The 25538-nt window shown below is 60.0% G+C and carries 19 protein-coding genes; 7 read left to right on the forward strand and 12 right to left on the reverse strand.

Annotation, left to right across the window (positions count from 1 at the left end):
• The first annotated feature begins 104 nt into the window (after positions 1–104).
• On the forward strand, positions 105–1379 hold the full coding sequence (locus DYI22_RS05640; RefSeq protein WP_228300829.1) for an EAL domain-containing protein: 1275 nt from the start codon (positions 105–107) through the stop codon (positions 1377–1379).
• A 9-nt stretch (positions 1380–1388) separates the two neighbouring features.
• Here DYI22_RS05640 and DYI22_RS05645 read toward each other — a convergent pair whose 3' ends face one another.
• The 3 genes from DYI22_RS05645 to DYI22_RS05655 are packed head-to-tail and all read right to left on the reverse strand — an operon-like array spanning position 1389 to position 6215.
• A complete protein-coding gene (locus tag DYI22_RS05645) occupies positions 1389–4535 on the reverse strand; it encodes an efflux RND transporter permease subunit (protein WP_213477063.1) in 3147 nt (1048 codons plus the stop codon).
• Positions 4536–4538: 3 nt separating this feature from the next.
• Positions 4539–5633 (reverse strand): efflux RND transporter periplasmic adaptor subunit, encoded by a 1095-nt coding sequence (locus DYI22_RS05650; RefSeq protein ID WP_213477064.1) that lies wholly within the window; start codon positions 5631–5633, stop codon positions 4539–4541.
• 12 nt (positions 5634–5645) lie between these two features.
• Positions 5646–6215: a DUF3833 domain-containing protein gene (locus DYI22_RS05655; protein ID WP_213477065.1), complete on the reverse strand. Its 570-nt coding sequence runs from the start codon at positions 6213–6215 to the stop codon at positions 5646–5648.
• A 246-nt stretch (positions 6216–6461) separates the two neighbouring features.
• On the opposite strand from DYI22_RS05655, the gene DYI22_RS05660 reads away from it, so the two are divergent.
• Positions 6462–8282, forward strand: a complete 1821-nt coding sequence (locus DYI22_RS05660) for an acyl-CoA dehydrogenase C-terminal domain-containing protein (protein WP_213477066.1) — start codon at positions 6462–6464, stop codon at positions 8280–8282.
• 84 nt (positions 8283–8366) lie between these two features.
• Here DYI22_RS05660 and DYI22_RS05665 read toward each other — a convergent pair whose 3' ends face one another.
• From DYI22_RS05665 to rpmH, 6 genes are all read right to left on the reverse strand, one after another.
• Positions 8367–9020, reverse strand: a complete 654-nt coding sequence (locus DYI22_RS05665; protein ID WP_213477067.1) for a DUF2959 domain-containing protein — start codon at positions 9018–9020, stop codon at positions 8367–8369.
• An 11-nt stretch (positions 9021–9031) separates the two neighbouring features.
• A complete protein-coding gene (gene mnmE, locus DYI22_RS05670; RefSeq protein WP_213477068.1) occupies positions 9032–10402 on the reverse strand; it encodes a tRNA uridine-5-carboxymethylaminomethyl(34) synthesis GTPase MnmE in 1371 nt (456 codons plus the stop codon).
• Positions 10403–10507: 105 nt separating this feature from the next.
• A complete protein-coding gene (yidC, locus tag DYI22_RS05675; RefSeq protein WP_213477069.1) occupies positions 10508–12208 on the reverse strand; it encodes a membrane protein insertase YidC in 1701 nt (566 codons plus the stop codon).
• A gap of 4 nt (positions 12209–12212) precedes the next feature.
• The gene (gene yidD / locus DYI22_RS05680) at positions 12213–12458 is read right to left on the reverse strand and encodes a membrane protein insertion efficiency factor YidD (protein WP_213477070.1); all 246 of its coding nucleotides are present in this window, start codon (positions 12456–12458) and stop codon (positions 12213–12215) included.
• A complete protein-coding gene (rnpA, locus tag DYI22_RS05685; protein ID WP_213477071.1) occupies positions 12458–12862 on the reverse strand; it encodes a ribonuclease P protein component in 405 nt (134 codons plus the stop codon). Before rnpA ends, yidD begins: the two co-directional genes overlap by 1 nt.
• 15 nt (positions 12863–12877) lie before the next feature.
• Positions 12878–13012: a 50S ribosomal protein L34 gene (gene rpmH / locus DYI22_RS05690; RefSeq protein WP_082146510.1), complete on the reverse strand. Its 135-nt coding sequence runs from the start codon at positions 13010–13012 to the stop codon at positions 12878–12880.
• 657 nt (positions 13013–13669) lie between these two features.
• Between rpmH and dnaA the strand changes: the two genes are divergently transcribed.
• The 5 genes from dnaA to gyrB all read left to right on the forward strand — a co-directional run bounded on the left by dnaA (position 13670) and on the right by gyrB (position 21404).
• Positions 13670–15121 carry a chromosomal replication initiator protein DnaA gene (gene dnaA, locus DYI22_RS05695; RefSeq protein ID WP_213477072.1) on the forward strand — a complete coding sequence of 484 codons (1452 nt, stop codon included), beginning with the start codon at positions 13670–13672 and terminating at the stop codon, positions 15119–15121.
• 54 nt (positions 15122–15175) lie between these two features.
• Positions 15176–16276 (forward strand): DNA polymerase III subunit beta, encoded by a 1101-nt coding sequence (gene dnaN / locus DYI22_RS05700; RefSeq protein ID WP_213477073.1) that lies wholly within the window; start codon positions 15176–15178, stop codon positions 16274–16276.
• A gap of 90 nt (positions 16277–16366) precedes the next feature.
• A complete protein-coding gene (locus DYI22_RS05705) occupies positions 16367–17644 on the forward strand; it encodes an ABC1 kinase family protein (RefSeq protein WP_213477074.1) in 1278 nt (425 codons plus the stop codon).
• 134 nt (positions 17645–17778) lie between these two features.
• Complete coding sequence (recF, locus tag DYI22_RS05710) at positions 17779–18909, forward strand: DNA replication/repair protein RecF (RefSeq protein ID WP_213477075.1); 1131 nt, start codon at positions 17779–17781, stop codon at positions 18907–18909.
• Between the two features lie 80 nt (positions 18910–18989).
• On the forward strand, positions 18990–21404 hold the full coding sequence (gyrB, locus tag DYI22_RS05715) for a DNA topoisomerase (ATP-hydrolyzing) subunit B (protein ID WP_213477076.1): 2415 nt from the start codon (positions 18990–18992) through the stop codon (positions 21402–21404).
• An 82-nt stretch (positions 21405–21486) separates the two neighbouring features.
• Here gyrB and DYI22_RS05720 read toward each other — a convergent pair whose 3' ends face one another.
• The 3 genes from DYI22_RS05720 to DYI22_RS05730 form a co-directional block, all read right to left on the reverse strand.
• The gene (locus DYI22_RS05720; protein WP_213477077.1) at positions 21487–22224 is read right to left on the reverse strand and encodes a VC0807 family protein; all 738 of its coding nucleotides are present in this window, start codon (positions 22222–22224) and stop codon (positions 21487–21489) included.
• 165 nt (positions 22225–22389) lie between these two features.
• Positions 22390–23667, reverse strand: coding sequence for a 4-aminobutyrate--2-oxoglutarate transaminase (gene gabT / locus DYI22_RS05725; protein ID WP_213477078.1), 1278 nt, complete (start codon positions 23665–23667; stop codon positions 22390–22392).
• A gap of 89 nt (positions 23668–23756) precedes the next feature.
• Positions 23757–25487 carry an ABC transporter transmembrane domain-containing protein gene (locus DYI22_RS05730; protein ID WP_213477303.1) on the reverse strand — a complete coding sequence of 577 codons (1731 nt, stop codon included), beginning with the start codon at positions 25485–25487 and terminating at the stop codon, positions 23757–23759.
• Positions 25488–25538: the final 51 nt, after the last annotated feature.

Raw genomic sequence — 25538 nt, forward strand, 5'->3', positions numbered from 1 at the left:
TGGCACGAATCTCGCAACAGATTGGGCAACAGCGTCTTTATACCTGCGTTTTAGAGTTGTCACCAATGGCCAGGATGGCTTTAACGTTTACAGGATTCCTGACCATGAGTCGTGTTGTTCCCCTGTCCCGGTTTGGCCGCGGCCACAACCGGGCGTCGAATGTGCCGGATATTATTGCCAGTTGTCGCTTCAACTCAGTGTATCAGCCCATCCTCAGCCCCACCCACCAGAAACTGGTGGGCTACGAAGCACTGGTGCGCGCCTCCCGCGATGACCAACCGCTGGCCCCACCGGCAGTGTTCAACGAAGCCCGGGCCTGTGAGCAAAGTGCGGAGCTGGACCGCTACCTGTTGCATCTGCACCTGGATAACTTCCGGTCCGGCTCCCACCCGGCCTGGCTTTTCGTCAATATCAATCCGGACACCTGCATCCATCCACAGGCGTCACTGGAACGGCTGGCCCATCACTGCCGCCGCTCCGGCATCCATCCGGAGCGGCTGGTGCTGGAACTGGTGGAAACCGCCTCCGACGATCCCCAGGCGTTGCTGGGATTTGTGGAACTGGCCAAAACTTTCGGCTTCCAGATCGCCATCGACGATTTCGGCACCGGGGATTCCAACTTCGAACGGCTGTGGCGAATGAACCCGCTGATCGTCAAACTTGATCGCAGTCTGCTGGTGAACGCGGAAAGTCATGCCCGCGCGCGGATGCTGCTGGAAAGCCTGGTGCGCATGATCCGCGAGAGCGGGAGCCTGGTACTGCTGGAAGGCGTTGAAAACGAGTCCCAGGCGCGGATTGCGCTGGATACCGAGGCGGATCTGCTGCAGGGGTTCCTGTTCGCTCGGCCAGGCGCGATCGGAGAACACACCGCCCGGCAGGCGGAAGCGGCCCTGCGCAAGGCCATGGCGCAGACCAGCGAATCGGGCCTGATGGATATTCAGCGCCAGGAGGGTTTTCTCCGCCTGCTGCGCCTTGAAATGATGGACGCCTGTCACCGGCTTGCTCGCGATGAACCGTTTGACCGGGCCTGCGGCCGCTTGCTGGAACTGGACAGTGTGAAACGCTGCTTCGTACTGAACCAGGCGGGGGTGCAGCAGGGCAACCTCGCCCGCGCCACCCCCGATATCCAGCGCGGCAGCTTCAATCCCCTGTATCACTCTGCCGGTGCCTGCTGGTCCCATCGCGAGTATTTCCAGAATGCCCTGTCCCGGCCGCAGCACATCAGCGTATCCCGCCCTTATGTTGCGTTACCGGATGCCAAACGCACCGTTACTCTGTCGACGGTGATCCACACCGACCATGGCCCTCAAGTGGTGTGTGTGGATCTGCATCCCGACGAGCTGTTTGACGGCCAGTTCACCTTCCCGGCCACCCTGTAAAACCGGTGCTCAGAAATCGTCCGCCCCCTTCTGGGGCGCGGCAGCAAAACCCTGGCCACCGGCGGACCCGCCGGCCTGGCGCTCCAGTTCCAGTTCCACCGCGTTCGCGGACTTGGCGAATCGTGCCAGCAGGTTATACAGCACCGGGATGATGAACAGCGTCAACGTGGTGGCGAACACCAGGCCACCGAGGATCACCACGCCTATGGACGCCCGGCTCTCGGCGCCGGCGCCCGTGGCAATGACCAGCGGCACCGCCCCGAACACCGTGGAGATGGTGGTCATCAGTACCGGGCGGAAGCGCAGGATGGCCCCTTCAAGAATCGCATCGCGAACCTCATACCCCTTGTCCCGCAGCTGATTGGCGAACTCCACGATGAGAATGCCGTTCTTGGCCATCAACCCCAACAGCATGACGATGCCGATCTGACTGTAAATGTTGAGGCTGATGCCCGACCAGTACAGCGCAAACAACGCCCCGGTGATCGCCAGCGGTACCGACAGCATGATAATCAGTGGGTGGATCCAGCTCTCGAACTGCGCGGCGAGGACCAGGAACACGATCACGAAGGCCAGGCCGAAGGTGAGGTAAATGGCGGCGGAAGAATCCTGGAATTCCCGACTCAGGCCCTTGTAACTGATGCGGGCCTCCGGCGGCAGGTTATCCACCGCCAGGTTGTTGAGGTAGGTCAGCGCCGAGCCGAGGTCGTAGCCATCGGCCAGTGACCCACTGATAACCACCGCAGGCAACCGGTCGACCCGCCGCAAATCCGGATTGGCGCCGATTTCGCTGACCGACACCAGCGCCTGCAACGGGATCAGATCGCCACCGGCCCGCGGGCGCAGGAACACCTGGCCCAGATCCTCGGGTGTCGCCCGGTCGGCATCCGCCGCCTGGACGATCACGTCGTATTCGCGGCCCCGGTCCACGTAGGTGGTTACCTGTCGTGATGCCAGCATGGTCTGCAGCGTCAGGCCCACGTCCTCCACGGTGACATCCAGGTCCGCCGCCCGTTCACGGTCGATATTTACCCGCAGCTCCGGCCGGGTCAGCTCAAAGTCGGTCTCGAGGTTCAGCAAGTTGGGGTTTTCCTTGGCCCGTTCCAGCAGCTCCTCGCTCCAGGCCTGGACCGATTCGTAATCCGGACCGCCCACCACAATCTCTACCGGCTGGTTGAAGCCGCGCTGACCCAGGCCCGGCGGATTCACCGCCACCGCGCGGATGCCCGGAATCGACGACAGCTTGCCTCGCAGCTCGCTGGTGACCTGCTGCTGCTTGATGTCGCGCTCTTCCCAGGGCCCAAGGCCCATGATCATGAAGGCGTTGTCGGCCTCGTTGCGGAAGCCGACGATGGACAGCAGACGGTCGGCGGTGCCGTTATCAAGGTAGGGAATCAGCTTCTCCTCCGCCTTGCGAACGTGATGATCGGTGTACTCCACCGTGGACCCCCGCGGCGCGCTGACCGGCATGATAATCACCCCGCGGTCCTCAATGGGCGCCAGTTCCTGGGGCAGTTTCGGAAACACCACCGCAATCAGCACCATACCCACCAGGCCCAGACCGATCAGCAGGCCCGGCTGGCGCAGGGAGAACCGCAACATGCGCTCGTAGCCCCGGGTCAGGCCATTCAGGCCGTTTTCGATGAAGGTCCAGATGCGGTGACCCTCTGCGGTTTCCGGGCTGTGTTTAAGCCACTTGGAACACAGCATCGGAGCCAGTGTCAGCGCCACCAGGCTGGACACCACCACCGCTGCCGCCAGGGTAAAGCCGAATTCAGCAAACAGCCGCCCGATGTTGCCGCCCATGAAGGAAATGGGCACGAACACCGCCACCAGCGTGAACGTGGTGGCGATGACCGCAAACGCCACCTGTTTGGCGCCCCGGTAGGACGCCAGCAATGGCGGTTCGCCGTCATCGATGCGGCGCTGAATGTTTTCCAGCATGACGATGGCGTCATCCACCACCAGACCGATGGCCAGAATCACCGCCAGCAGGGTCAGCACATTGATGGAAAAGCCCAGCGCGCCCAGACCAATGAAGGCGCCAATGACCGCCACCGGGATGGTCACCGCCGGAATCAGCGTGGCCCGCCAGGAGCGCAGGAACACGAAGATCACCAGAATAACCAGGGACACGGCGATGGCCAGGGTGATCATCACCTCCTTGATGGAGGCACGGATAAAGATCGACTCGTCGTAGTTAGAGGCAATGGTGACTTCCGGCGGCAGGGTTTGGCGAATCTTCTCCAGTTCCGCGGTGACCAGATCCGACACTTCCACGGTGTTCGATTTCGACTGGCGGATAATGCCCATGCCGATGGCAGTCAGGCCGTTGGCACGCAGGCGGCTGGTGTCCGATTCCACGCCCATCTGCACATTGGCCACCTCGCCAAGGCGCAGCAGGTCGTTGCCATCGCGACGAATCACCAGCTCGCGGAATTCCTCAACATTGGATAGCCGCCCCTCTGCGCGTACCGTGAAGTCGCGGGTGGCGGACTCCACCGAGCCGGCTGGCAGTTCCACGTTGTTGGCGCGGAGGGCCCGCTCCACTTCCGCCACAGTGATATCACGGGCCGCCAGGCGTTCCCGATCCAGCCATACGCGGATGGCGTAACGCCGCTCGCCACCGATACGCACATCGGCAACGCCATCGAGTACCGACAACCGGTCCGCCAGTACGCGATCGGCAAAATCACTCAGTTCGGCGCTGTCCCAGACATCGCTGCGCAGGGTGACCCACATCATCGGGCGGGCATCGGAATCGGCCTTGCTCACCACCGGCGGATCGGCTTCTTCCGGCAATTCATTGCTGATGCGTGACACCGCATCGCGGACATCGTTGGCGGCGATATCCACATTGCGCGAGGTATTGAATTCGATACTGGTGCGGGATTCCCCCTGTTCGGTGGAGGATTCAATAGAACGGATGCCCTCGATGCCGCTGATCGCGCCCTCGATCACCTGGGTGATCTGGGTGTCGACCACTTCCGCCGCCGCCCCGATGTAATCGGTGGAAATCGACACCACCGGCGGGTCGATGTCGGGGTATTCCCGCACCGGCAGACCGAACAGGGCGGCCAGACCGAACACCAGGATCAACAGGCTGAGAACAGTGGCAAAGACCGGGCGCTTGATGGAAACGTCGGACAGGATCATCGGTTACGACTCCAGCGACGTGGCAAAGCGGTTATCGGGAATCGCCTTGTCGTCCTCCACCACGTTGATGCGGTCACCACTGCTGAGCCGGTCCTGGCCGGTTATGATTACCGGATCGTCCACACTGAGACCCTCGGCCACTTCCACCAGCCCCGGCGTGCGGGAACCGAGGGTGACGGACACTCGCCGGGCCTTGCCGTCTTCGGCGATGAACACGTACTTGTCGGCGCCGCGCAGCAGCACGGCCTGCTCCGGAATCACCAGCGCCTCGCGTTCGCGCAGGGTCAGGTTCGCCGCCATGAACTGGCCGGGGCGCAGTTTGCCGTCCGGATTGTCGATCAGCGCCCGCACCGGCAGGGTACGGCTGAGCTCGTTGATGCGGGTGCCCAGTTCCACCAGTTCGCCATGGAAACCTTCCCCGGGATAGGCCGGGGAGGAGCCCTGCACCCGTTGCCCCAGGGTGATCTGGCCCAGGAAACGCTCAGGCACCGAAAACCCCAGCTCCATGCGCTCGGTGGAATCCAGTGTGGCCACGGCGGTACCGGCGCTCAGGTAGGCACCCAGGCTGATGTCGCTAAGGCCCACCGCGCCGGTGAAGGGCGCGGTGATGCGGTGATTGTCGAGACGGGTTCGGGCAGCCGCCAATTGGGCCTCGGCCACCTCCAGCGTGGTGCGCAGCTGATCCACCTGGGCCTGGGAAATGCTGTTGTTGGAGCGCAGGCTCTGGGCCCGCTCCACCTGCCGGCGCGCATCGGCGACCTCCGCTTCGGCCACGCGCAGGTCAGCCCGGGCCTGGCGATCGTCCAGCCGCAACAGGAGGTCGCCCTCGCGCACCCTCTCGCCGCTGCGCAGATTCAGCTCCACCACCCGGCCGCTGACTTCGGTGGTCAGTTCCACCGCATTCAGCGCTTGCAGGCTGCCGACCGCATTGACCCGATCACGCACCACCTCACGGGTCGGTTTGACCGCGTTAACCACCGCCGGCGGGCGCGCCCGCTGTTCGGCACCCTCCGAGCCCCGGTCCAGATACTGGAAGGCCAGGACACCAACCACAGCGAAGGCCACCAGTACCAGTGCGATCAAACTTTGCTTCAGCATACATCTCTCGATTCAGTCTTTGCTGTTTTTGGAAATGACCAGCACCACTTCCCCGACATCAATGCCCCATTTGCTCATGGTGGTCTGATTGATAAGCGTGTCTGGCGTGATCAGATACATCCAGTCGTCCATGCGGACGTCGATGGTGCCATCACCGTATGACACCCGTAATACATAGTTCATATGGATGGCGTTGCCCTGCCACCGCATGGTGCCGGGTTCCACCACGTCGCCGGCATCGGCGTGGTAGCCCTCCTCGGCCGGCGTCAGGGTCCAGACCCGGGTCTGCACCTCGCCGTCGTCGAAGCGGAACTCCTCGTCCAGGGTGCCCACGCCGTCGGCATCCCAGCTGGCAATGATGTCCGCATCAAAGGTGCGGATGACCTCGCCGGAAAAGTCCTTGACCACGCCGCGGGCGGAAAGTTCGCCCTGGAAAAACCGTTCAGGTACCAGCTTGGGCTCGCGGTCGCTGTAATCCTCCAGCGACGGTCCGGCACAGCCACTGAGCAATAGTAGCGACAACCATAACCACGCCAGTGATTTTGGGCCAGCCAGTTTTCTCGGTGATGAAGGTATTTGCATGACTTTTACACTCTTCAGAGCAGATGAATTTGCGGTCACAGTGCTGGTTAATACGGGCCACCGGCCGGTTTCGATCAGCTCCTGAGGGCAGCCACGCCCATTACCGTCATTTCAGCCAATTGTCTTTTCTGACAGCCCGGCAGGCGGTTTTCGTCAATGGAACGGCCTGTTGAATGCCGTAAAACTCTTGCCATCGGAAGGGCTGGCCCCTTCCTCCCGATTTGCCATCAGCACTGAGGTACTGTTATGCCGGTTTACAAGGCGCCCCTGCGCGATATGAAGTTCCTGCTCAACGAAGTGTTTGATTACCCCGGCCATTACGCCGGCCTGAAAAGCGGTGAAAACGCCACCCCCGACATCGTGGACGCGATTCTCAGCGAATGCGGCAAGTTCTGCGAGGAAGTGCTGAGCCCGCTGTACCAACCGGGCGATGAAGAAGGCTGCAAACTGGAGAACGGCGAGGTGACCACCCCGAAAGGCTATAAGGACGCCTACCAGCAGTATGCCATGGGTGGCTGGCAGGGGCTGTCCGCACCGGAGGAATACGGTGGTCAGGGCCTGCCCGCCTCCATGGGCCTGCTGAAGCAGGAAATGATGGGCACCGCCAACTGGCCGTTCTCCATGTACCCCGGGCTGTCGCTCGGCGCCATGAACACCATTTTCCTGCACGGTTCCGAGGACCAGAAACAGACCTACCTGGTGCCCCTGACCGAGGGCCGCTGGGGCGGCACCATGTGCCTGACCGAGCCCCAGTGCGGTACCGACCTGGGCCAGGTGAAAACCAAAGCCGAACCCCAGGCCGACGGCAGCTACAAACTGACCGGCACCAAGATCTTCATCTCCTCCGGTGACCATGATCTCACCGAGAACATTGTGCACATCGTGCTGGCCCGGTTGCCGGACGCCCCCAAGGGCACCAAAGGCATCAGCCTGTTCATCGTTCCCAAGTTCCTGCCGGACGGCAACGGCGGGGTGGGCGAGCGCAACGGCGTGAGCTGCGGCAGCCTGGAGAAGAAAATGGGCATCAAGGCGTCCGCCACCTGCGTGATGAACTTTGATGACGCCCGCGGTTTCCTGATCGGGCCCGAGAACGAAGGCCTCAACTGCATGTTCACCTTTATGAACACCGCCCGTATCGGCACCGCCATCCAGGGTGTTGGCCCGGCGGAGCTGTCGTACCAGTGGGCACTGGACTACGCCAGGGAACGGCGCTCCATGCGCGCGCTGTCGGGCAAGAAGGACCCGGAGCAGGTTGCCGACGCGCTGATCCACCACGCCGACGTCCGGCGCATGCTGCTGACCCAGAAAGCCATCGCCGAGGGCGGCCGCGGCATGCTGTATTACGCCGCGCGGGTGGCCGACCACATGGTCGAGGCCCATACCGAGGGCAACGACCGCAAAGCGGAAGCCTACGACGACAAACTCGGGTTCCTGACGCCGATTCTCAAGGGCTTCCTGACCGAGCTGGGTAACGAAGCGGCCAGCCTGGGCATGCAGGTGTTCGGCGGTCACGGCTACATCCGTGAACACGGTATGGAGCAGATCGCCCGCGACACCCGTATTGCCACCCTGTACGAGGGCACTACCGGTATTCAGGCGCTGGATCTGCTGGGCCGCAAGGTACTGCTGATGACCCAGGGCGGGGCCGTACGCGAGTTCACCCTGATTCTGGCCAACTTCGCCCGCAAACACCTGACCGACAAACGGTTGCGGCCCTTTGCCGTGGAGTTGCTGAAGCTCACCGCGCAGTGGAACCTGCTGACCGTGCGGGTCATGCTGTCGGCGCGCAAGGATCGTGATGTGGTCAGTTCCGCCGCCCACGATTTCCTGATGTACAGCGGGTATGTGTCGATGGCCTACATCTGGGCACGGCAGGCGGCGGTAGCGGCGGACAAGCTGGACAACGGCGGCGACGACTCCGCGGAATTCTACCAGGCCAAACTGGCCACCGCCGAGTTCTACTACGAGCGTCTGCTGCCTCGCGCCCAGGCCCACGCCACCAGTATGCTGAGCCCGAGCAAAAACCTGATGCAGCTGGATGCCGAGGATATGAGCTTCACCGCCTGAATCGCAGCGGTACCGACCTGAAAAAGGAGCCTCACGGCTCCTTTTTTTGTATCTGCGGCATGGCGCCGGGCTACGCCCAGGGTGTTACTGGTCGCGGAATCTCTGGATAAAGCGTTCCGATTCAGCGATCGACGCCTCCATGTTGCGGATCAGCGCGTCCACATCCCCGCTGATGCGTCCCAGCTCGCTCTCCAGTGCACCGATAGCCTGGGCATTGAGGTTGTGCTTGAGGTACAGCACCTGATCCTCGAAGGCCTGCAGCACCGGGTCCATCCGTGATTCCGCCTCGTGCATGCGGGTGATGAGCTGCTGGTACTGCTGCCGGGTGTCCTTCAGCTGCTGCTCACTGCTGCGCCGCAGCGATGCACTCTCGTAGCGGTCGAGTTCGTCTTCCCATTCCTCGAACAGCGCTTCCGAGACGTCCTCGACACCGTCGATACGGTCGCGCACCTTGTCCGCGGCGGCCACGCTGTCGTCATAGGCGTCACTGAGGTCGTCGTACTTGGCCTTGAGCTCGGTGTCCGGAGTGTCGACCGCGTTCTGAAAACGCTCCAATGATGAGCGGAAGGTTTCCTGGGCGTCGCTCTGAGCGTCCCGGGTGTCCTCCACTCGATCCACCAGGATCTCGCGCTTTTCAAACCCCAGTTTTTCCATGGTGCTGTAGTACACCGTACTGCAGCCGGACAGGACGAGAAGGCTCACGAGCAGGAGCAGGGCAGGTCGAAACAGGTTGGCCATGGTGGTGTCCTTTATTTTCCGATGCAGAAACTGCTGAAGATTTTCCCCAGCAGGTCGTCCGGGGTCATCACCCCGGTAATTTCGCCCAGTGCGTCCTGGGCCGCGCGCAGATCCTCGGCCAGCAACTCGCCGGCGCCAAAGCCATCGAGCTGGCCCTGGCCCTGCAGCATGGCGGCGCGGGCCCGCTCCAGCGCATCCAGGTGACGGCGGCGGGCAAGAAAGCCGCCCTCGGTGGTGGCCGCGAAACCCATGCACTGCTTCAGATGGTCGCGCAGGGTTTCAAGCCCTGCGGCGGACTTGGCCGCCAGACGGACCACCGGCGCGGTCCCGTCTGCGGTCTCCTGGAAGCCTGCGGTTTCACCGCTGAGGTCCACCTTGTTGCGGATCACCGTGACCGGGGCCGACGCCGGTAGCTGGTCAATAAAGTCAGGCCAGATATCGTGGGGGGCGGTTTCCGTGGTGGTGGTGGCGTCCACCATCAGCAGAATGCGATCGGCCTGGCGAATCTCGTCCCAGGCACGGGCAATGCCGATCTGCTCCACCTCGTCGGGGCTGTCCCGCAACCCCGCGGTATCGATGATGTGCAAGGGCATGCCGTCGATGTGGATGTGTTCCCGCAGCACGTCGCGGGTGGTTCCCTCGATGGCGGTCACAATCGCCGCTTCGCGGCCGGCCAGCGCATTGAGCAGGCTGGATTTGCCAGCGTTCGGCCGCCCGGCAATCACCACCTTCATGCCGTCGCGCAGAATGGTGCCCTGCTGCGCTTCGGCGAGGATGCCATTGAGCTCGTTGATCAACTGCTGAAGATCCGAGGCCACCTTGCCGTCGGCCAGAAAATCGATCTCTTCTTCCGGAAAATCGATGGCCGCTTCCACGTAGATGCGCAGGTGGGTAACCGCTTCCACTAGAGCCTCAATGCGGCGGGAGAATACCCCCTGCATGGAGCGCACCGCGCAGCGCGCCGCCTGCTCGGAACTGCTCTCGATCAGATCGGCGATGGCTTCGGCCTGGGTCAGATCCAGTTTGTCATTGAGAAACGCCCGTTCGGAAAACTCCCCGGGGCGGGCCAGCCGGGCGCCCAGCTCACAGACCTGGCGCAGCAGCAGGTCGAGAATCACGGTACCGCCATGGCCCTGAAGCTCGAACACATCCTCACCGGTAAACGAATGGGGGTTGGGAAAGAACAGCCCTATGCCTTCGTCGATAAGCTGCCGCTGCTGATCGTAGAAGGGACCGTAATGGGCATAACGTGGCCTGGGCTGGTAGCCCAGCATGGCGCAGGCAATGTCCCGCGCACCGGGGCCGGAGACCCGCACGATCCCGACACCGGCCTGACCGGGCGCCGTAGCAATGGCGGCAATGGTATCGGTGACGTAGTCCATGGTGCTCTCTGTGCTCTCTGCGTTGGTTTGCTGTGGCCCTGAACCAGCAGAGGCTCCACGAAGGAGCCTCTGTCAGGTTACGGTATCAGCGCTGATCTGTGCCGATCAGTGCTTTCTCGCCGCGACTTGCGCTTCAATCTTGCGGGTAATGTACCACTGCTGGGCAATGGACAGAATGTTGTTCACCAGCCAGTACAGTACCAGACCGGCCGGGAACCAGAGGAAGAACACGGTGAAGATCAGCGGCATCATCTTCATGATCTTCGCCTGCATCGGATCCGGCGGCGTCGGGTTCAGGCTCATCTGCAGGAACATGCTGGCGCCCATCAGAATCGGCAGGATGAAGTAGGGATCCATCACTGACAGGTCATTGATCCACAGCATGAACGGGGCATGCCTAAGCTGAACGCTTTCGAACAGCACCCAGTACAGGGAGATGAACACCGGCATCTGCACCAGAATCGGCAGACAGCCACCCAGCGGATTGATTTTCTCCCGCTTGTACAACGCCATCATTTCCTGCGACATGCGCTGGCGATCGTCGCCGTACAGTTCCTTCAGCCGGGTCAGCTGGGGGGCTACCGCCCGCATACGCGCCATGGAGCGGTAACTGGTGGCGGACAGATGGAAGAACACCGCCTTGACCAGCACCGTCAACAGAATGATCGCCACGCCCCAGTTGCCCACCAGACCATAGAACCATTCCAGCACGATGAACAGCGGCAGGGCGATGAAGAACAGGAAGCCGAAATCAACGGTGCGGTCGAGGTTCGGAGCCACCGCTTCCAGGCGATCGATGATCTTCGGCCCGACGTAGGCACGGGCGCCCACTTCCGCGGTTTCACCGGGAGCCACGGTGGTGGCTGGGTAAACAAAGCCCATCACATAAAGCGGGCCGCGTTGTGTGGTCTGGAACTGGGCCGGTTGATCCCGCTCCGGTACCCAGGCCGCCAGGTAGTAATGCTGGAGAAACGCCAGCCAGCCGTTGGTCACCGAGCGGTTGATCGGGTTCTCGTTCAGATCACTGAAATCGTATTTCTCGTAAGGGTCTTCCGGGCTGCTGACCACCATTCCCAGGAAGGCCTGGATACCGAGGCTGTTCTGGGCGGTTGGATCCGGTGCCTGGTCCCGCACGATCTTTCCGGTCAGGTTGGCCTGCCAGGTATCTGCTGACTGGTTATTGATCAGGTAACGCACGCCAATCTCATAACTGTCGCGGGCAAACTGGTATTGCTTGGTAATCTCGACCCCGTCGGCGGTGGTATGGGTGAGGTCCACGACCAGTTCGCTGGCGTCGTCAGACAGCTCATAGCGGGTGGCGGCAGAGTCATACACCGGGGCACCGCCATTGCGGCGACTGTCGATCCCGTCACGGCCAATCAGCCCGCTTTCCATGACATAAGTGCGGTTACCGGCGTTGGTCAGGATTTTCAGCGGTTCTTCGCTGTCGAGGGACTTGTCGTGCTTTAGCAGTGAGGATTCCACCAGGTTGCCGCCAACACGATCGATGGTCAGCTCATAGACGTCGGTGGTGACGGTGATCAGGTTGTCACTGCTATCAACACCGTTGCTGCTACTGACACTGGGGGCGCCGGTTTCCGGAGTAGAAAACTCCTCGTTATCACTGGTTTCCGATCCGTCGGGCAGTTGCAGGTCCTCACCGCGCCCGGTCTGTCCGGAGACACTGGCGTTTTCGGTAACCTGGGGCTGCTGTTGCGGCTGGTGATAATCTTCGTTCCAGGCAAGTACCATCAGGTAACTGACAATAGCGAGGCCGGCAAACAATACAATGCGTTGAATATCCATAAACTTACTGTTCAGTCTGGTTCGAGTTATGGGAATGGGTGCCCGGTACCGGATCATAACCGCCTTCGGCCCAGGGATGACACCTCAACAAGCGTCGGGTGGCAAGAAAAAGCCCTTTTAGCGCACCGTGTTGGGTGATGGCCTCAACGGCATACTGGGAACAGGTTGGATAGTGCCGGCAGTGACTGGCCATCATCGGGCTGATGGCGTACTGGTAAAAGCGGATCGGGAGAAGCAGCAATTTGCGCATTAATCCGTTCCTTTACCAGCAGAGGATGCGTCGGGAGTTGACGCCCGGCTATGACGGCTCTTTCTGATCAGGCGTGACCAGAGATCGGTCATTGTTGCAGTCAGGGTGTGATTATCAAGCTGGCTCAGACCCTGTCTGCCAAGAACAATAATGTCCAGCGCCGGTAGATCGGGCTGAAGCCTGAAGGTTTCCCGTACCCGCCGTTTCACGCGGTTTCTCTGTACGGCAAGTTTCAGATTCTTCTTGGAAAACACCAGTCCGATCCTGGCATGACCCAATGTGTTGGGTGTAGCCAGGATCAGAAAATTCCGGTGCGGAACTCTGATTTGGACGTCGTTGAAGACCTGGCCGTAATCTTTCGGTGTCAGCAACCGGTGCGATTTCGGAAAACCCAACGCCTTCATGAAGCGAACGATGTCTTACGCAGACAGACGAACACGACCTTTCGCACGACGACGGGAAATCACTTTGCGACCGTTGGCAGTGGCCATGCGGGCACGGAAACCGTGAACGCGCTTACGCTTCAGTACGCTTGGTTGAAACGTTCTTTTCATGGTGATGGTCTCACATTACAGGTATTGGAAAATTCATGGTTGGCTGGAAAATGAACAGCCAAAACAGGAGCGGCATTCTATGCAAAGTGGCGAATGAATTCAATGGTTATTGCGTAGGCAGGAATGCGGATCTCCGGGAACCAGATCGAAGGGGCGAAGTTGTCCCGCCACTAATCATAGTAGTAAGTCTTTTGTTAATTTTCTTAAGGATTAATTATTACTGTTATTACTGAGCACGTTTTCTGTGGATAAGCGATCTTTAGCGCTAGAAAACAGTAGCTTGCTCGGTTTACAAAGGGGTTGAAAAGGCTCCCTGAGGCCTGTGTACAGGCCAGGCATGGATTGTGGGTAACCTGGCCTCGGGTGAAAAACCGAAGTTATCCCTGTATCCGTCAAAGGTCTGCACACAGGGTTAACGGCAGGGTATACACACAGGCCTGTGGGTAACCTTTCGGAGATGAATTTTCTGTACACAAGGCTGTAGGTAAGTCTGTAAAAAATTGAAAAAAAAGAAAATAGATTTCCACAGGCTGTTCATGAGTGGCTTTTCGCTCTTTTACTTGCGGGGCCCGCGGGTTAGAATTCCGGGTCATCTCTGAGAACGATTTGCAGCTGATTCGTTTCGAGAAATTCCTGAGGCATCGGAGGCAGGCTGTCGTGCCGAACACCATCTGGCATCAATGTCTAGAAGTACTCCGGGACGAGTTTCCCGCCCAACAGTTCAATACCTGGCTGAGGCCCCTGCAGTCTGACCATCGCGAAGGTCAGCTGATGCTGTTTGCGCCCAACCGGTTTGTGATGGACTGGGTGAACGAAAAGTATCTCAGGCGCATAGAAGAGGTATTGAAGGACCTGAATGGCGGGCAGGCTCCCCGGGTCAATATGAAGGTGGGCTCCGCGCCCCGTGCCGGCGACCTGGTGGTGCGGTCGGACCCCGGTAACGATGCCGGTAACGCCGCCCAGGAGGAGGCCACCAGTCGCGTGACCGAAGAGGAACGGGGCGTGGCCGCAACGGTGGTGTCGTCGTCGGTCAAGCCGAAAAACGACAGGGAGCGGCGGACGGTCCAGGTTGAAGGCGATATCAAGCATCAGAGCTTCCTTAATGAAGGCTTCACGTTTGAAACCTTCGTGGAAGGCAAGTCCAACCAGTTGGCCCGTGCGGCCTCCATGCAGGTGGCGGAGAACCCGGGCGGCGCCTACAACCCGCTGTTTCTTTATGGTGGTGTCGGGCTTGGTAAAACCCACCTGATGCACGCCATCGGCAACGACATTGTGCGTCGCAATCCGTCCGCCAAGGTGGCGTACCTGCGCTCGGAGCGGTTCGTGGCGGACATGGTGAAAGCGTTACAGTTAAACGCCATCAATGAATTCAAGCGCTACTACCGGTCGGTGGATGCGCTGCTGATTGATGACATCCAGTTTTTCGCCCGCAAGGAACGGTCTCAGGAAGAATTTTTCCACACCTTCAATGCGTTATTGGAGGGTGGCCAGCAGGTGATCGTGACCTGTGACCGCTTCCCGAAAGAAATCGTCGACATGGAAGAGCGGCTGAAATCCCGTTTCGGCTGGGGCCTGACGGTGATGGTCGAGCCACCGGAACTGGAAACCCGCGTCGCGATTCTAATGAAGAAAGCCGAGCAGGCGAACGTCAAGCTCAGCAGCGAGGCGGCGTTCTTTATCGCCCAAAAAATTCGCTCAAACGTGCGAGAGCTAGAAGGCGCGCTTCGTCTGGTGATAGCGAATGCTCACTTCACCGGATCGGAAATCACGCCTCCCTTTATCCGGGAGAGCCTGAAAGACTTGTTGGCGCTGCATGAAAAGCAGGTCAGTATCGACAATATTCAGCGCACGGTGGCGGAGTATTACAAGATCAAGGTCGCCGATCTGCTGTCCAAACGGCGGACGCGGACGGTGACCCGACCGCGCCAGGTGGCCATGTCGCTGTCCAAGGAGCTGACCAACCACAGCCTGCCGGAAATTGGCGATGCGTTTGGCGGCCGCGATCACACCACGGTGCTGCACGCCTGCAAGAAGATTATTGAGTTGCAGGAGACGGATCCCAGTATCCGTGAGGATTATCAGAATTTTATGAGGCTGCTGACTACCTGATAGCGGGTTGGTTGCCGACAACATTCACCTTCCGGAAGAAGAATGCTGAGTGCCATGAAACTGACGATCAGCCGAGAATCATTGCTTACCCCCCTGCAGTCGATCGCCGGGGTTGTCGAGAAAAAACAGACCATGCCGGTACTGTCCAATGTGCTGCTGGTGGCGGAGGACAATACCCTCACCATGACCGGCACCAACATGGAAGTGGAACTGGTTGGCCGGATTACCCCGGTGCATGTGGATCAGCCCGGTAAAATCACCGTGCCGGCCCGCAAGCTGGCGGATATCTGCCGTGCTCTGGGGGACGAGGCGCCGATCGAGCTGGCGCTGGAAGGGGATCGCCTGCATCTGCGTTGCGGCGCCAGCCATTTCACCCTGTCAACACTGCCGGCGGAGCATTTTCCGAATGTGGAAGACGAGGCCGAGAGTTTCCGGCTGGAACTGCCACAGAAAGAACTGGGCCGGATGCTGGATGCCACCGCATTCGCCATGGCCCAGCAGGACGTGCGCTATTACCTGAATGGTCTGCTGCTGGAAGTGGACCAGGGGCACGTGCGTACGGTGGCCACCGACGGCCACCGGCTGGCGATGGCTCATTTCGATCTGCCCACCGGCAGCGATCTTAAACAGGTGATCGTGCCGCGCAAGGGTGTGCTGGAACTGGCGCGGTTGCTGGACGACGTGGAAACACCGGTAACGCTGGTGATCGGGGACAACCACCTGCGTGCCACCGTGGGCAGTTATACCTTCACCTCCAAACTCATCGAGGGCAAATTCCCCGACTACAACCGGGTTATTCCGCGGGGCGGGGATAAAGTGGTGCTCGCCGACCGGTCCACGCTCAAGAACACCCTGCAGCGGGCCGGTATCCTGTCCCATGAAAACATTCGTGGGGTGCGTCTGAATCTGGCGCCGAACGAGCTGCAGGTGTTCGCCAACAACCCGGATCAGGAACAGGCCGAAGACGCGCTGCCGGTGGAGTATCAGGGCGAATCACTGCAGATCGGCTTTAATGTAGGCTATCTGGTGGATGTGATGAACGCACTGGACGAAGAACAGGTGAAGATCACCCTGTCCAATCCCAATGCCAGTGCGCTGATCGAAGCCCAGAACGACAATCGCTGTCTGTACGTGGTCATGCCCATGCGCCTGTAGCATCAGGCGAACCGGGCCGCTGCCAGGGTGGCGCTTTCTGATGTCGCGGGTGTGGATAAACATCGGATTCAGGACAAGGTGAGGGATGAAATGGTTTTCGGAACGGTGAATAACGGTATCAAAGGCGCATTCCGCATTGGTCAGACGGTGTCGGTGCTTGGGCGCACCGGCGTCAACTGGCTGCGTGGGGAGCGGCCACCCGCGCCGCGGTTACTCAGACAGACCTTCGAATCCCTGGGTGCCACCTACATCAAGCTGGGCCAGTTCATCGCCAGTTCCCCGACGTTCTTTCCCAAGGAATACGTTGAGGAATTCCAGTACTGCCTCGATAAAACGCCGAATCTCCCGTTCGGCGTGATCCGCAAGATCATTCGCGATGAGCTGGGTCGTCCTATTGAAGAGGTGTTCTCCGAGATTGATCCGGTGGCGCTGGCGTCGGCGTCCATCGCCCAGGTCCACGCTGCCCGGCTGGTCAGCGGCGAAGACGTGGTGATCAAGGTCCAGAAGCCGGGTGTGGAAAACATCCTGCTGACCGACCTCAATTTTCTTTTCCTGTCGGCCAAAATCCTCGAGACGCTGGCTCCGAAACTGTCCTGGACCTCGCTGTCCGGTATTGTGGAAGAAATCCAGCGCACCATGATGGAAGAGTGTGACTTCATCAAGGAAGCTAACAACCTCAAAGTGTTCCGGGATTTTCTCCACAACACCCACAATGAGGACGCCGCGGTACCTTTGGTGTACGAACACTGCAGCACCCGCCGGATTCTCACCATGGAGCGTTTCCACGGTGTGCCGTTGACGGACCTGGAGAGTATCCGCGGTTACGCGCGGGATCCGGAGCGTACGCTGATTACCGCCATGAACACCTGGTTCTCCAGCCTGACCCAGTGCGAGTTCTTTCACGCCGACGTGCATGCGGGAAATCTGATGGTGCTGAAGGATGGCCGCGTGGGGTTCATTGATTTTGGCATTGTGGGGCGGATTCGCCCGGACACCTGGCAGGCCGTCAGTGACTTTATCTCCGCCATCATGGTGGGTAACTTCGATGGCATGGCGGACGCGATGATTCGAATCGGAATCACCCGGGAGCACGTTGAAGTGTCGGCGCTGGCCGCGGATTTGCGCAGGCTCTATCAGCAGATGGACAGGATGGTTCCGGACCAGGTGCCCTATGAGGCGGAACAGGCGGAAGACGATGTGAATAACATCCTGATGGACATGGTGAAGATCGGTGAGAGCCACGGCCTGCATTTCCCGCGGGAGTTCGCGCTGCTGCTCAAGCAGTTCCTGTATTTTGACCGCTATGTACACATCCTCGCGCCGGAAATGGATGTGTTTATGGATGAGCGACTAAACATGTTGCATTGACGCGGTCGGTGCCGAGGGCTTGGTGATAATACCGGCGTCGCCTTCGGACCTTGGGTTTTGTACACTAAGGCAGCATTCGCACCGCGGACGCTGCCTTTTTCTTTTCGATACACGCTCCGGAATGTCCTGACTCTATGGCGCTGGTCAAACTGCAAACGGAAAATTTCCGCAACCTCACCTCTGCGCCTGTTTCTTTTTCCCCGTCCTTCAATCTGTTGTTTGGCGAAAATGGCAGTGGCAAAACCAGCGTGCTGGAGGCCATTGGCTATCTCGGACTGGGGCGATCTTTTCGGGTCAGTCGGCATCAGGCGGTGGTCAGCCATGGTGAGCAACGGCTCACCGTATTCGGTGGCCTTGATCAGGGGCTGACGGGGAGCGAAGAACCGGCGGAGTATGGCGATGCGCTGAGACATCGTCTGGGATTCGGCCGGGATGTAGGGCTCAAGGAAACCACGTTAAGGGTGGATGGGGAAGCGGTGAAGAACCTGTCCGCCCTGGCCAGACATCTGCCGGTATCGGTAATCGACCCCGGCGTTTTCGAGATCGTTGCGGGTGGACCGGGCAAACGCCGTCAATTTCTGGACTGGTCAGTGTTCCACGTGGAACCTTCGTTTGCAGGTCTTTGGCAGCAATGCCAAAGAGTGACATCACAGCGGAATCAAACGCTGAGAAATGGTAGACTAGACGACGCTTTGATCCGTGTCTGGGACAAACAGTACACCCTGCTTGCTGACCGTCTGACGGAGGCTCGCAGGGCCGCCTTTGACCTGTTCCGGGAAGCGTTCGCCAGACTGGTCCGCGAAGTGGATGCGCCCTGGGTTGAGGGCATGAAAATGGACTTCCACCCGGGCTGGGATACCAGCCAGTCATTGGCGGACGTGCTCGCATCTCATCGGGAGCAGGAACTGCGAATGGGCCACACGCTGTATGGCCCCAATCGCGCGGATATAAAAATGCGGTTTCAGGGTCGTCCGGTGGCGGAGACTTTTTCCCGCGGCCAACAGAAGACGCTGGTCATTCTGATGAAAATCGCTCAGGGCATGGTTCTGAGCTCGCTGGGTAAGCAGGTGACGTTTTTGCTTGATGACATCAACGCGGAGCTGGATGTCGGTCACCGGGCGATGCTGGCAACCAAGCTTCACGAATTGCGGTGTCAGGTTTTTATCACCTCCATCGAATCGCCCCGGCCAGAGGAACTCTGGCAGGACACGAAACCGGATTATCGAATGTTCCACGTGGAACATGGCACATTGACGGAAGAATAAGACCCGGGTGGCAACGCGTGGTTCTGCCAATGAGCAGCCACCCTGACCGGACCCGGTAATCACCCTTCAGGAGTCTCCTAATGAGTGAATCGAACTACAATTCCTCTAGTATCAAAGTCTTGAAAGGACTGGATGCGGTTCGCAAACGCCCTGGCATGTACATCGGTGATACCGATGATGGCACGGGGCTGCATCACATGGTTTTCGAGCTGGTGGATAACTCCATCGACGAGGCTCTGGCAGGGTATTGTTCGGAAATCGGGGTCATCATTCACCCGGACGAGTCGGTGTCGGTCAAGGACAACGGTCGCGGCATTCCCACGGACATCCACGAAGAAGAGGGTGTGTCGGCGGCGGAAGTGATCATGACCGTGCTCCATGCCGGTGGTAAGTTTGATGACAACTCCTACAAGGTGTCCGGCGGTCTCCACGGGGTTGGCGTGTCCGTTGTAAACGCCCTCTCCTCCACACTGACGCTGACGATCCGCCGCGAAGGGAAAGTCTACGAGCAGAGCTACACCCACGGGGTACCCAATTCCCCCCTGGCGGTGGTGGGTGATACCGATGCCAGCGGCACCAAGGTGCATTTCATTCCCTCGCCGGAAACCTTTACCCACATCGAATTCCATTACGACATCCTCGCCAAGCGCCTGCGGGAGCTGGCCTTCCTCAACAGCGGCGTGCGTATTCGCCTGACCGATGAGCGCAGTGGCAAGGAAGAGGTATTCGAATACGAAGGCGGGCTGCGAGCCTTCGTTGAGCACCTGAACAGCAACAAGACGCCCATCAACCGGGTTTTCCATTTCAACAAGGATCGCGAAGACGGCATTGCGGTGGAAGTGGCGATGCAGTGGAACGACGCGTTCCAGGAGAACATCTACTGCTTCACCAACAACATTCCCCAGCGCGATGGTGGCACCCACCTGGCTGGCTTCCGGGCAGCCCTGACCCGCTCGCTGAACAACTACATCGAGCACGAAGGTCTCGGCAAGAAAGCCAAGGTCAGCACCTCCGGCGACGATGCCCGTGAGGGCCTGACCGCGATCATCAGCGTGAAGGTGCCGGACCCGAAGTTCTCCTCCCAGACCAAGGACAAGCTGGTGTCTTCGGAGGTGAAGACCGCCGTTGAGCAGGAGCTGTACCAGGCGTTTGCCGATTTTCTCCAGGAACAGCCCAACGAGGCCAAGCTGATCGTCAACAAGATGATCGAAGCGGCCCGGGCCCGTGAGGCCGCTCGCAAGGCCCGTGACATGACCCGCCGCAAGGGCGCACTGGACATCGCCGGTCTGCCGGGGAAACTGGCGGACTGTCAGGAGAAAGATCCGGCTCTGTCAGAACTGTTCATTGTGGAGGGTGACTCGGCCGGCGGCAGCGCCAAACAGGGCCGGGACCGCAAGACTCAGGCCATCCTGCCGCTCAAGGGTAAAATCCTGAACGTGGAAAAAGCGCGGTTTGACAAGATGCTGTCTTCCGCGGAAGTGGGCACGCTGATCACCGCCCTGGGCTGTGGCATTGGCCGGGAAGAATTCAACCCGGAAAAACTGCGCTACCACTCCATCATCATCATGACGGACGCCGACGTGGACGGCTCCCACATCCGGACCCTGCTGCTCACCTTCCTGTTCCGCCAGATGCGGGAAATCATCGAGCGCGGCCATGTGTTCATTGCCATGCCCCCGCTGTACAAGGTCAAGCGCGGCAAACAGGAACAGTACCTGAAGGACGAGAAGGCCAAGGTTGCCTACCTGACCCAGACCGCCCTGGAAGGGGCCCAGCTGTACGTCAATGCGGAAGCACCGGCGATCAAGGACTCGGCCCTGGAAACCATGGTGAAGGACTATCAGGCGGTGATGGCGATGATCGAGCGCCTGTCCCGCGCGTTCCCCGCCAAGGTACTGGAGCAGATGCTGCAGAACGTCACGCTGAAAGCGGAAGATCTGAAGGACGAAACCGTGGTGGCTCGCTGGGTCGCGCGTCTGGGCGACGGCCTGGATCTCGATACCCGGACCGGCACCAAATACACCTTCTCGGTGGAGAAGGATGCCGAGCGCAATCTGTACCTGCCCAAGGTGACGATTTACGTGCACGGTATTCCGTACACCCACGTGTTCAACCACGAATTCTTCGAGTCGTCGTCCTACGCCGCCATTGCGCGCATGGGTGAAACCCTGGACGGACTTATCGAGGAAGGCGCCTATATTCAGCGGGGCGAGCGCAAGCAGTCGGTGCTGTCGTTCGAAGGTGCCCTGGCCTGGCTGATGAAAGAAGCGCAGCGGGGGCTGAACATCCAGCGTTATAAGGGACTGGGCGAGATGAACCCGGACCAGCTGTGGGAAACCACCATGGATCCGGAAACCCGTCGCATGATGAAGGTGACCATCGAAGACGCCATCGCGGCGGACCAGATCTTCACCACCCTGATGGGCGACGACGTTGAACCCCGTCGTGTGTTCATCCAGACCAACGCGCTGGAAGTCACCAACCTGGACGTCTGATCACCGGCGCTCAGTCAGCACAAAAAAAGGCGACCAGTTGGTCGCCTTTTTTATTTAAATCAGACTATTGCTGAAGAACCTCTTACTTGCCGCTGTCGTGCTGGGCGGCCAGGTGCGGTGCCATGACCTCTTCCAGGGTATAACCGGTCAGCCGGCGAATGGAGCGCCACAGGTAGTAAAAGATGGCGATCATCATGATCATCGAGGGAATGGCGATCATCGGATAGCTCACCAGGGTCATCCGCCCCAGCTCCTCGTTGAATGCCTGGGTGCCGGAGGGGCTGACCACAATCCAGCGAGCCAGCACGTAGTTCATGATCGACGAGAACAGGAACGTCAGGCTGAAAAAGTAGGTGGCCTTCAACAACCGCGCCTCGAACTCCGCTTCGCTGCCCTGCTCTTTCAGCGCCGCCTGGATCTTGTCGACGTTCAGCACCGAGGGGTTATACAGCAGCGTTCGCACCAACGGGTAGCGGGTTCGGGTGGAAATCAGCACCGCCAGCCCGATGATGGCCGGTATCGCCGCTTCCTTGACCGCGAGCCACCCGGCATCCAGCTCCAGCAGGCCGATGCCGCCGGTCAGGCCGACGCTGATCAAACCCAGCACGGCGATGAAATTCTTCTTGTGATACCGGATCAGCTCAAAGAGTCCCCAGCCCAGGGGAAAGGCGAGCCCGATCAGCAACGCATTCACGCTGCCAAGGTGCTCGTCGCCACTGAATTTCATCAGGATTACGGAGGGGATGATAATACTGACCAGCAAATCGACCCAGGGCCTTGGCTTGTGGTCCGGAATGTTGGAGGTGTGCGGAGAAGTCATGGTTCAGCCTGGTTGGTGAAACAGCCGCAGGCCCCTTGGACCCGGCGGAAAACTCCCGGCAGTATACGACGAATCGAAAGTCTGAAGTAAGACGCCGGCCGCCGCCCACAAAAAAGCCGGACCCGAAGGCCCGGCTTGTTGCGCTGGCAGTCGCCTGTGTGGTGTTTAGGCGCCCACTTCCTTCAGGCTTTCCTCAACGATGGCCAGGCCTTCTTCAAGCACCTTGTCCTCGATGGTGACCGGCATCAGGAAACGCAGGGTATTGCCGTACATGCCACAGCTGAGCAGAATCAGCCCCTTCTCTTTCGCCTTCTTGGTGACCGCGGCGGCAAGCTCCGGCTTGGGCGTGCGGCTGGATTTGCTCTCCACCAACTCAAAGGCCGCCATGGGCCCGAGGTTGCGAACGTTATCCACATGCTCGAACTGCTCCTGCCACTGGCTGAAGCGTTTGTTCAGCTTCTCGCCCAGGGCCTGGGCCTTACCCAGAATGTCCTCTTCCTTGAACACATCGAAAACCGCCAGCGCCGCGGCACACGCCGTCGGGCTACCGGTGTAGGTGCCGCCCAGGGAATTCGGACCGGACGCGTCCATGTGCTTGTCGGTACCGACAATGGCGGAAATCGGCATACCGTCCGCCATGCTCTTGGCCATGGTCATCAGGTCCGGCTCGATACCGCTGTGTTCAATCGCAAACATCTTGCCGGTACGGCCGAAGCCACTCTGCACTTCATCCACGATCATCAGGATGTCGTTTTCGTCGCAGATCTTGCGGATTTCCTTGAGGAAGCTGGTCGGCGCGGCATAGAAACCGCCTTCACCCAGCACCGGTTCAATAACAATCGCGGCGGTGTTGTGAGCCGGCGAATCCGCTTTCATAGTCATCTTCAGGCCACGAAGTGCTTCGTCTTCACTGACGCCGTGATACGGCACCGGGTACGGTGCCCGGTAGACGGTGCCCGGCATGGGGCCGAAGTCGGTCTGGTAGGGAGCTGCCTTACCGTTCATCGCCATGGTGTAGAAGGTGCGGCCATGGTAGCCGCCGTCGAAACAGATCACGTTGGTCTTGCCCGTTGCTGCCCGGGCAATCTTCATGGCGTTCTCCAGCGCTTCCGCCCCGGAGTTGGCCAGCATGACCTTGGCGTGTCCCTTGACCGGAACCACTTCGCTGAGCTTCTGCGCCAGCTTGACGTAGCCCTCGTAGGGCATCACCGTCTGACAGGTGTGCATGAGTTTGTCGAGCTGGGCCTTGACCGCTTCCACCACTTTAGGATGGCGATGGCCAATGTTAAGGACACCGATACCGCCGGCAAAATCGATCATGCGTTTGCCGTCAGCATCCCACAGTTCCGCGTTGGTCGCGTGGTCGGCAAACTGCTCATTGGGACTTGCCGCGCCCGCTGCAACGTAGCGTTCTTTGAGTGCCTGCAATTCTTTATTGCTCACTTTGCCATTCTCCCTGGGTTCAGGTTCGAAAGTTTCATTTACCAGTGTAAGTAGTACGGTGACAGGAAACAAACCGACTATTGTCGCCCTCAGGCCGCATGGTCGCGAAACTGCAGTCTGGCCAGCCGTTGATAGAGGCTATTGGACCGCATCAGTTCGTCGTGGGTGCCGACCGCCAGCAGTCGGCCCTGGTCGAGCACCGCGATGCGATCCGCGTCTCGGACCGTCGCCAGGCGATGAGCGATGACCAGGGTGGTGCGCCCGGCCGTCAGCGCCGGCATGGCCTGCCGGATGAGATTTTCGCTCTCCGCGTCCAGGGCGCTGGTGGCTTCGTCCAGCAACAGCACCGGGGCATCCGCCAGTAACGCCCGGGCAATGGCCAGGCGCTGCTTCTGGCCCCCGGACAGCCCCAGGCCGGCATCGCCGAGGCGGGTGTCGTAGCCCTGAGGCAGGTGACGAATAAATTCATCGGCGTGAGCAATCCGTGCCGCCTGCTCCACATCCGCCTGGCTGGCTTCCGGGCGGGCGTAGCGGATGTTGTCTGCCACCGTTCCATGGAACAGGGCAGGATTCTGCGGCACCAGCGCGAAACACCGACGCAGGGATTCCAGTGACAGCTCTGCGGTATCCAGACCATCAATCAGGATGCGACCGTCAGTAGGCTGGTAGAAATGCAGCAACAGATCGAACAGAGTGGACTTACCGGCCCCGGAGGGTCCAACGATAGCCAGGGTTTCTCCCGCATTTACCGTAAGTGAGAGGTCGATCAGGGCCGGTTGCTGACTGCGGCCGGGGTAACTGAACCCGAGGTGTTCCAGCCGGATCTCCCCGTGGATAGGTTGCGGCAGAACGGTGATGCCGCTGTCGCGAACAAAGTCCGGCTCGGTCTGCAGCAGCTCGAACAGCCGCGCCGCCGACCCCGCCGCCCGCTGCAGCTCACCGATCACCTCACTGATCGCACCGGCCGCCACACCCACCAACAGGCTGTAGAACACAAAGGCCGCCAGTTCACCGGGGCTGATGCGGCCGTGGATCACGTCCAGGCCGCCGATCCAGATCACGACGCCCACCGACCCCATCACCAGCGAAATGGCCAGTGTGGTCAGCCAGGCGCGCTGACGGATGCGCTGCCGGGCAATCTCGAAGGCCCGTTCGGACACTTCCGCAAAAAAGCGCCGATCGTGGGGCTGATGATTGAACGCCTGAACGGTTTTAATCTGGGTCAGGTTTTCGCCCACGTAGCTACCCACATCCGCGACCCGGTCCTGACTGATCCGGGACAGCGCCCGCACCCGTCGGCCGAAGAACAGGATGGGCGCGATCACCAACGGAAAGCCCAACAGAATGATACTGGCCAGCTTGGCGTTGGTGATGAACAGCAGCAGTAACCCGCCAACCAGCATCAGCGCATTGCGCAGCGCAATGGACACCGTGGAGCCGATCACCGACTGCAGCACGGTGGTATCAGCGGTAAACCGCGACTGGATTTCCAGAGCCCGGTTCTGCTCGAAGAAGCCCGGGTGCAGATCGATCAGGTGGTTGAACACCTTCTTGCGAATGTCCGCCACCACCCGTTCACCGATCCAGGACACCAGATAGAAGCGGGCAAACGACCCGAACGCCAGGCCCAGCACCAATACGAAAAACAGCCCGATGGCCCTGGCCAGATTCTCTGGCGACTCGGTGGCCAGGCCCTGGTCCACCAGGATTCGCAGGCCCTGGCCGAGCCCCAGGGTAATCCCGGCGGTGATCACCAGTGCCACCAAGGCACCGGCAACGGCCCGGCGATAGGGGCTGATGAACTCGATAACGAGTTTCAGTGCTTTGCGGTGACGGGTTCTGATGATGTGTCTCCTTTGCTAGTGGTGCTG

It is taken from the genome of Marinobacter lipolyticus, from assembly GCF_018424605.1.
GTDB classification, from domain to species: Bacteria; Pseudomonadota; Gammaproteobacteria; order Pseudomonadales; family Oleiphilaceae; genus Marinobacter; species Marinobacter lipolyticus_B.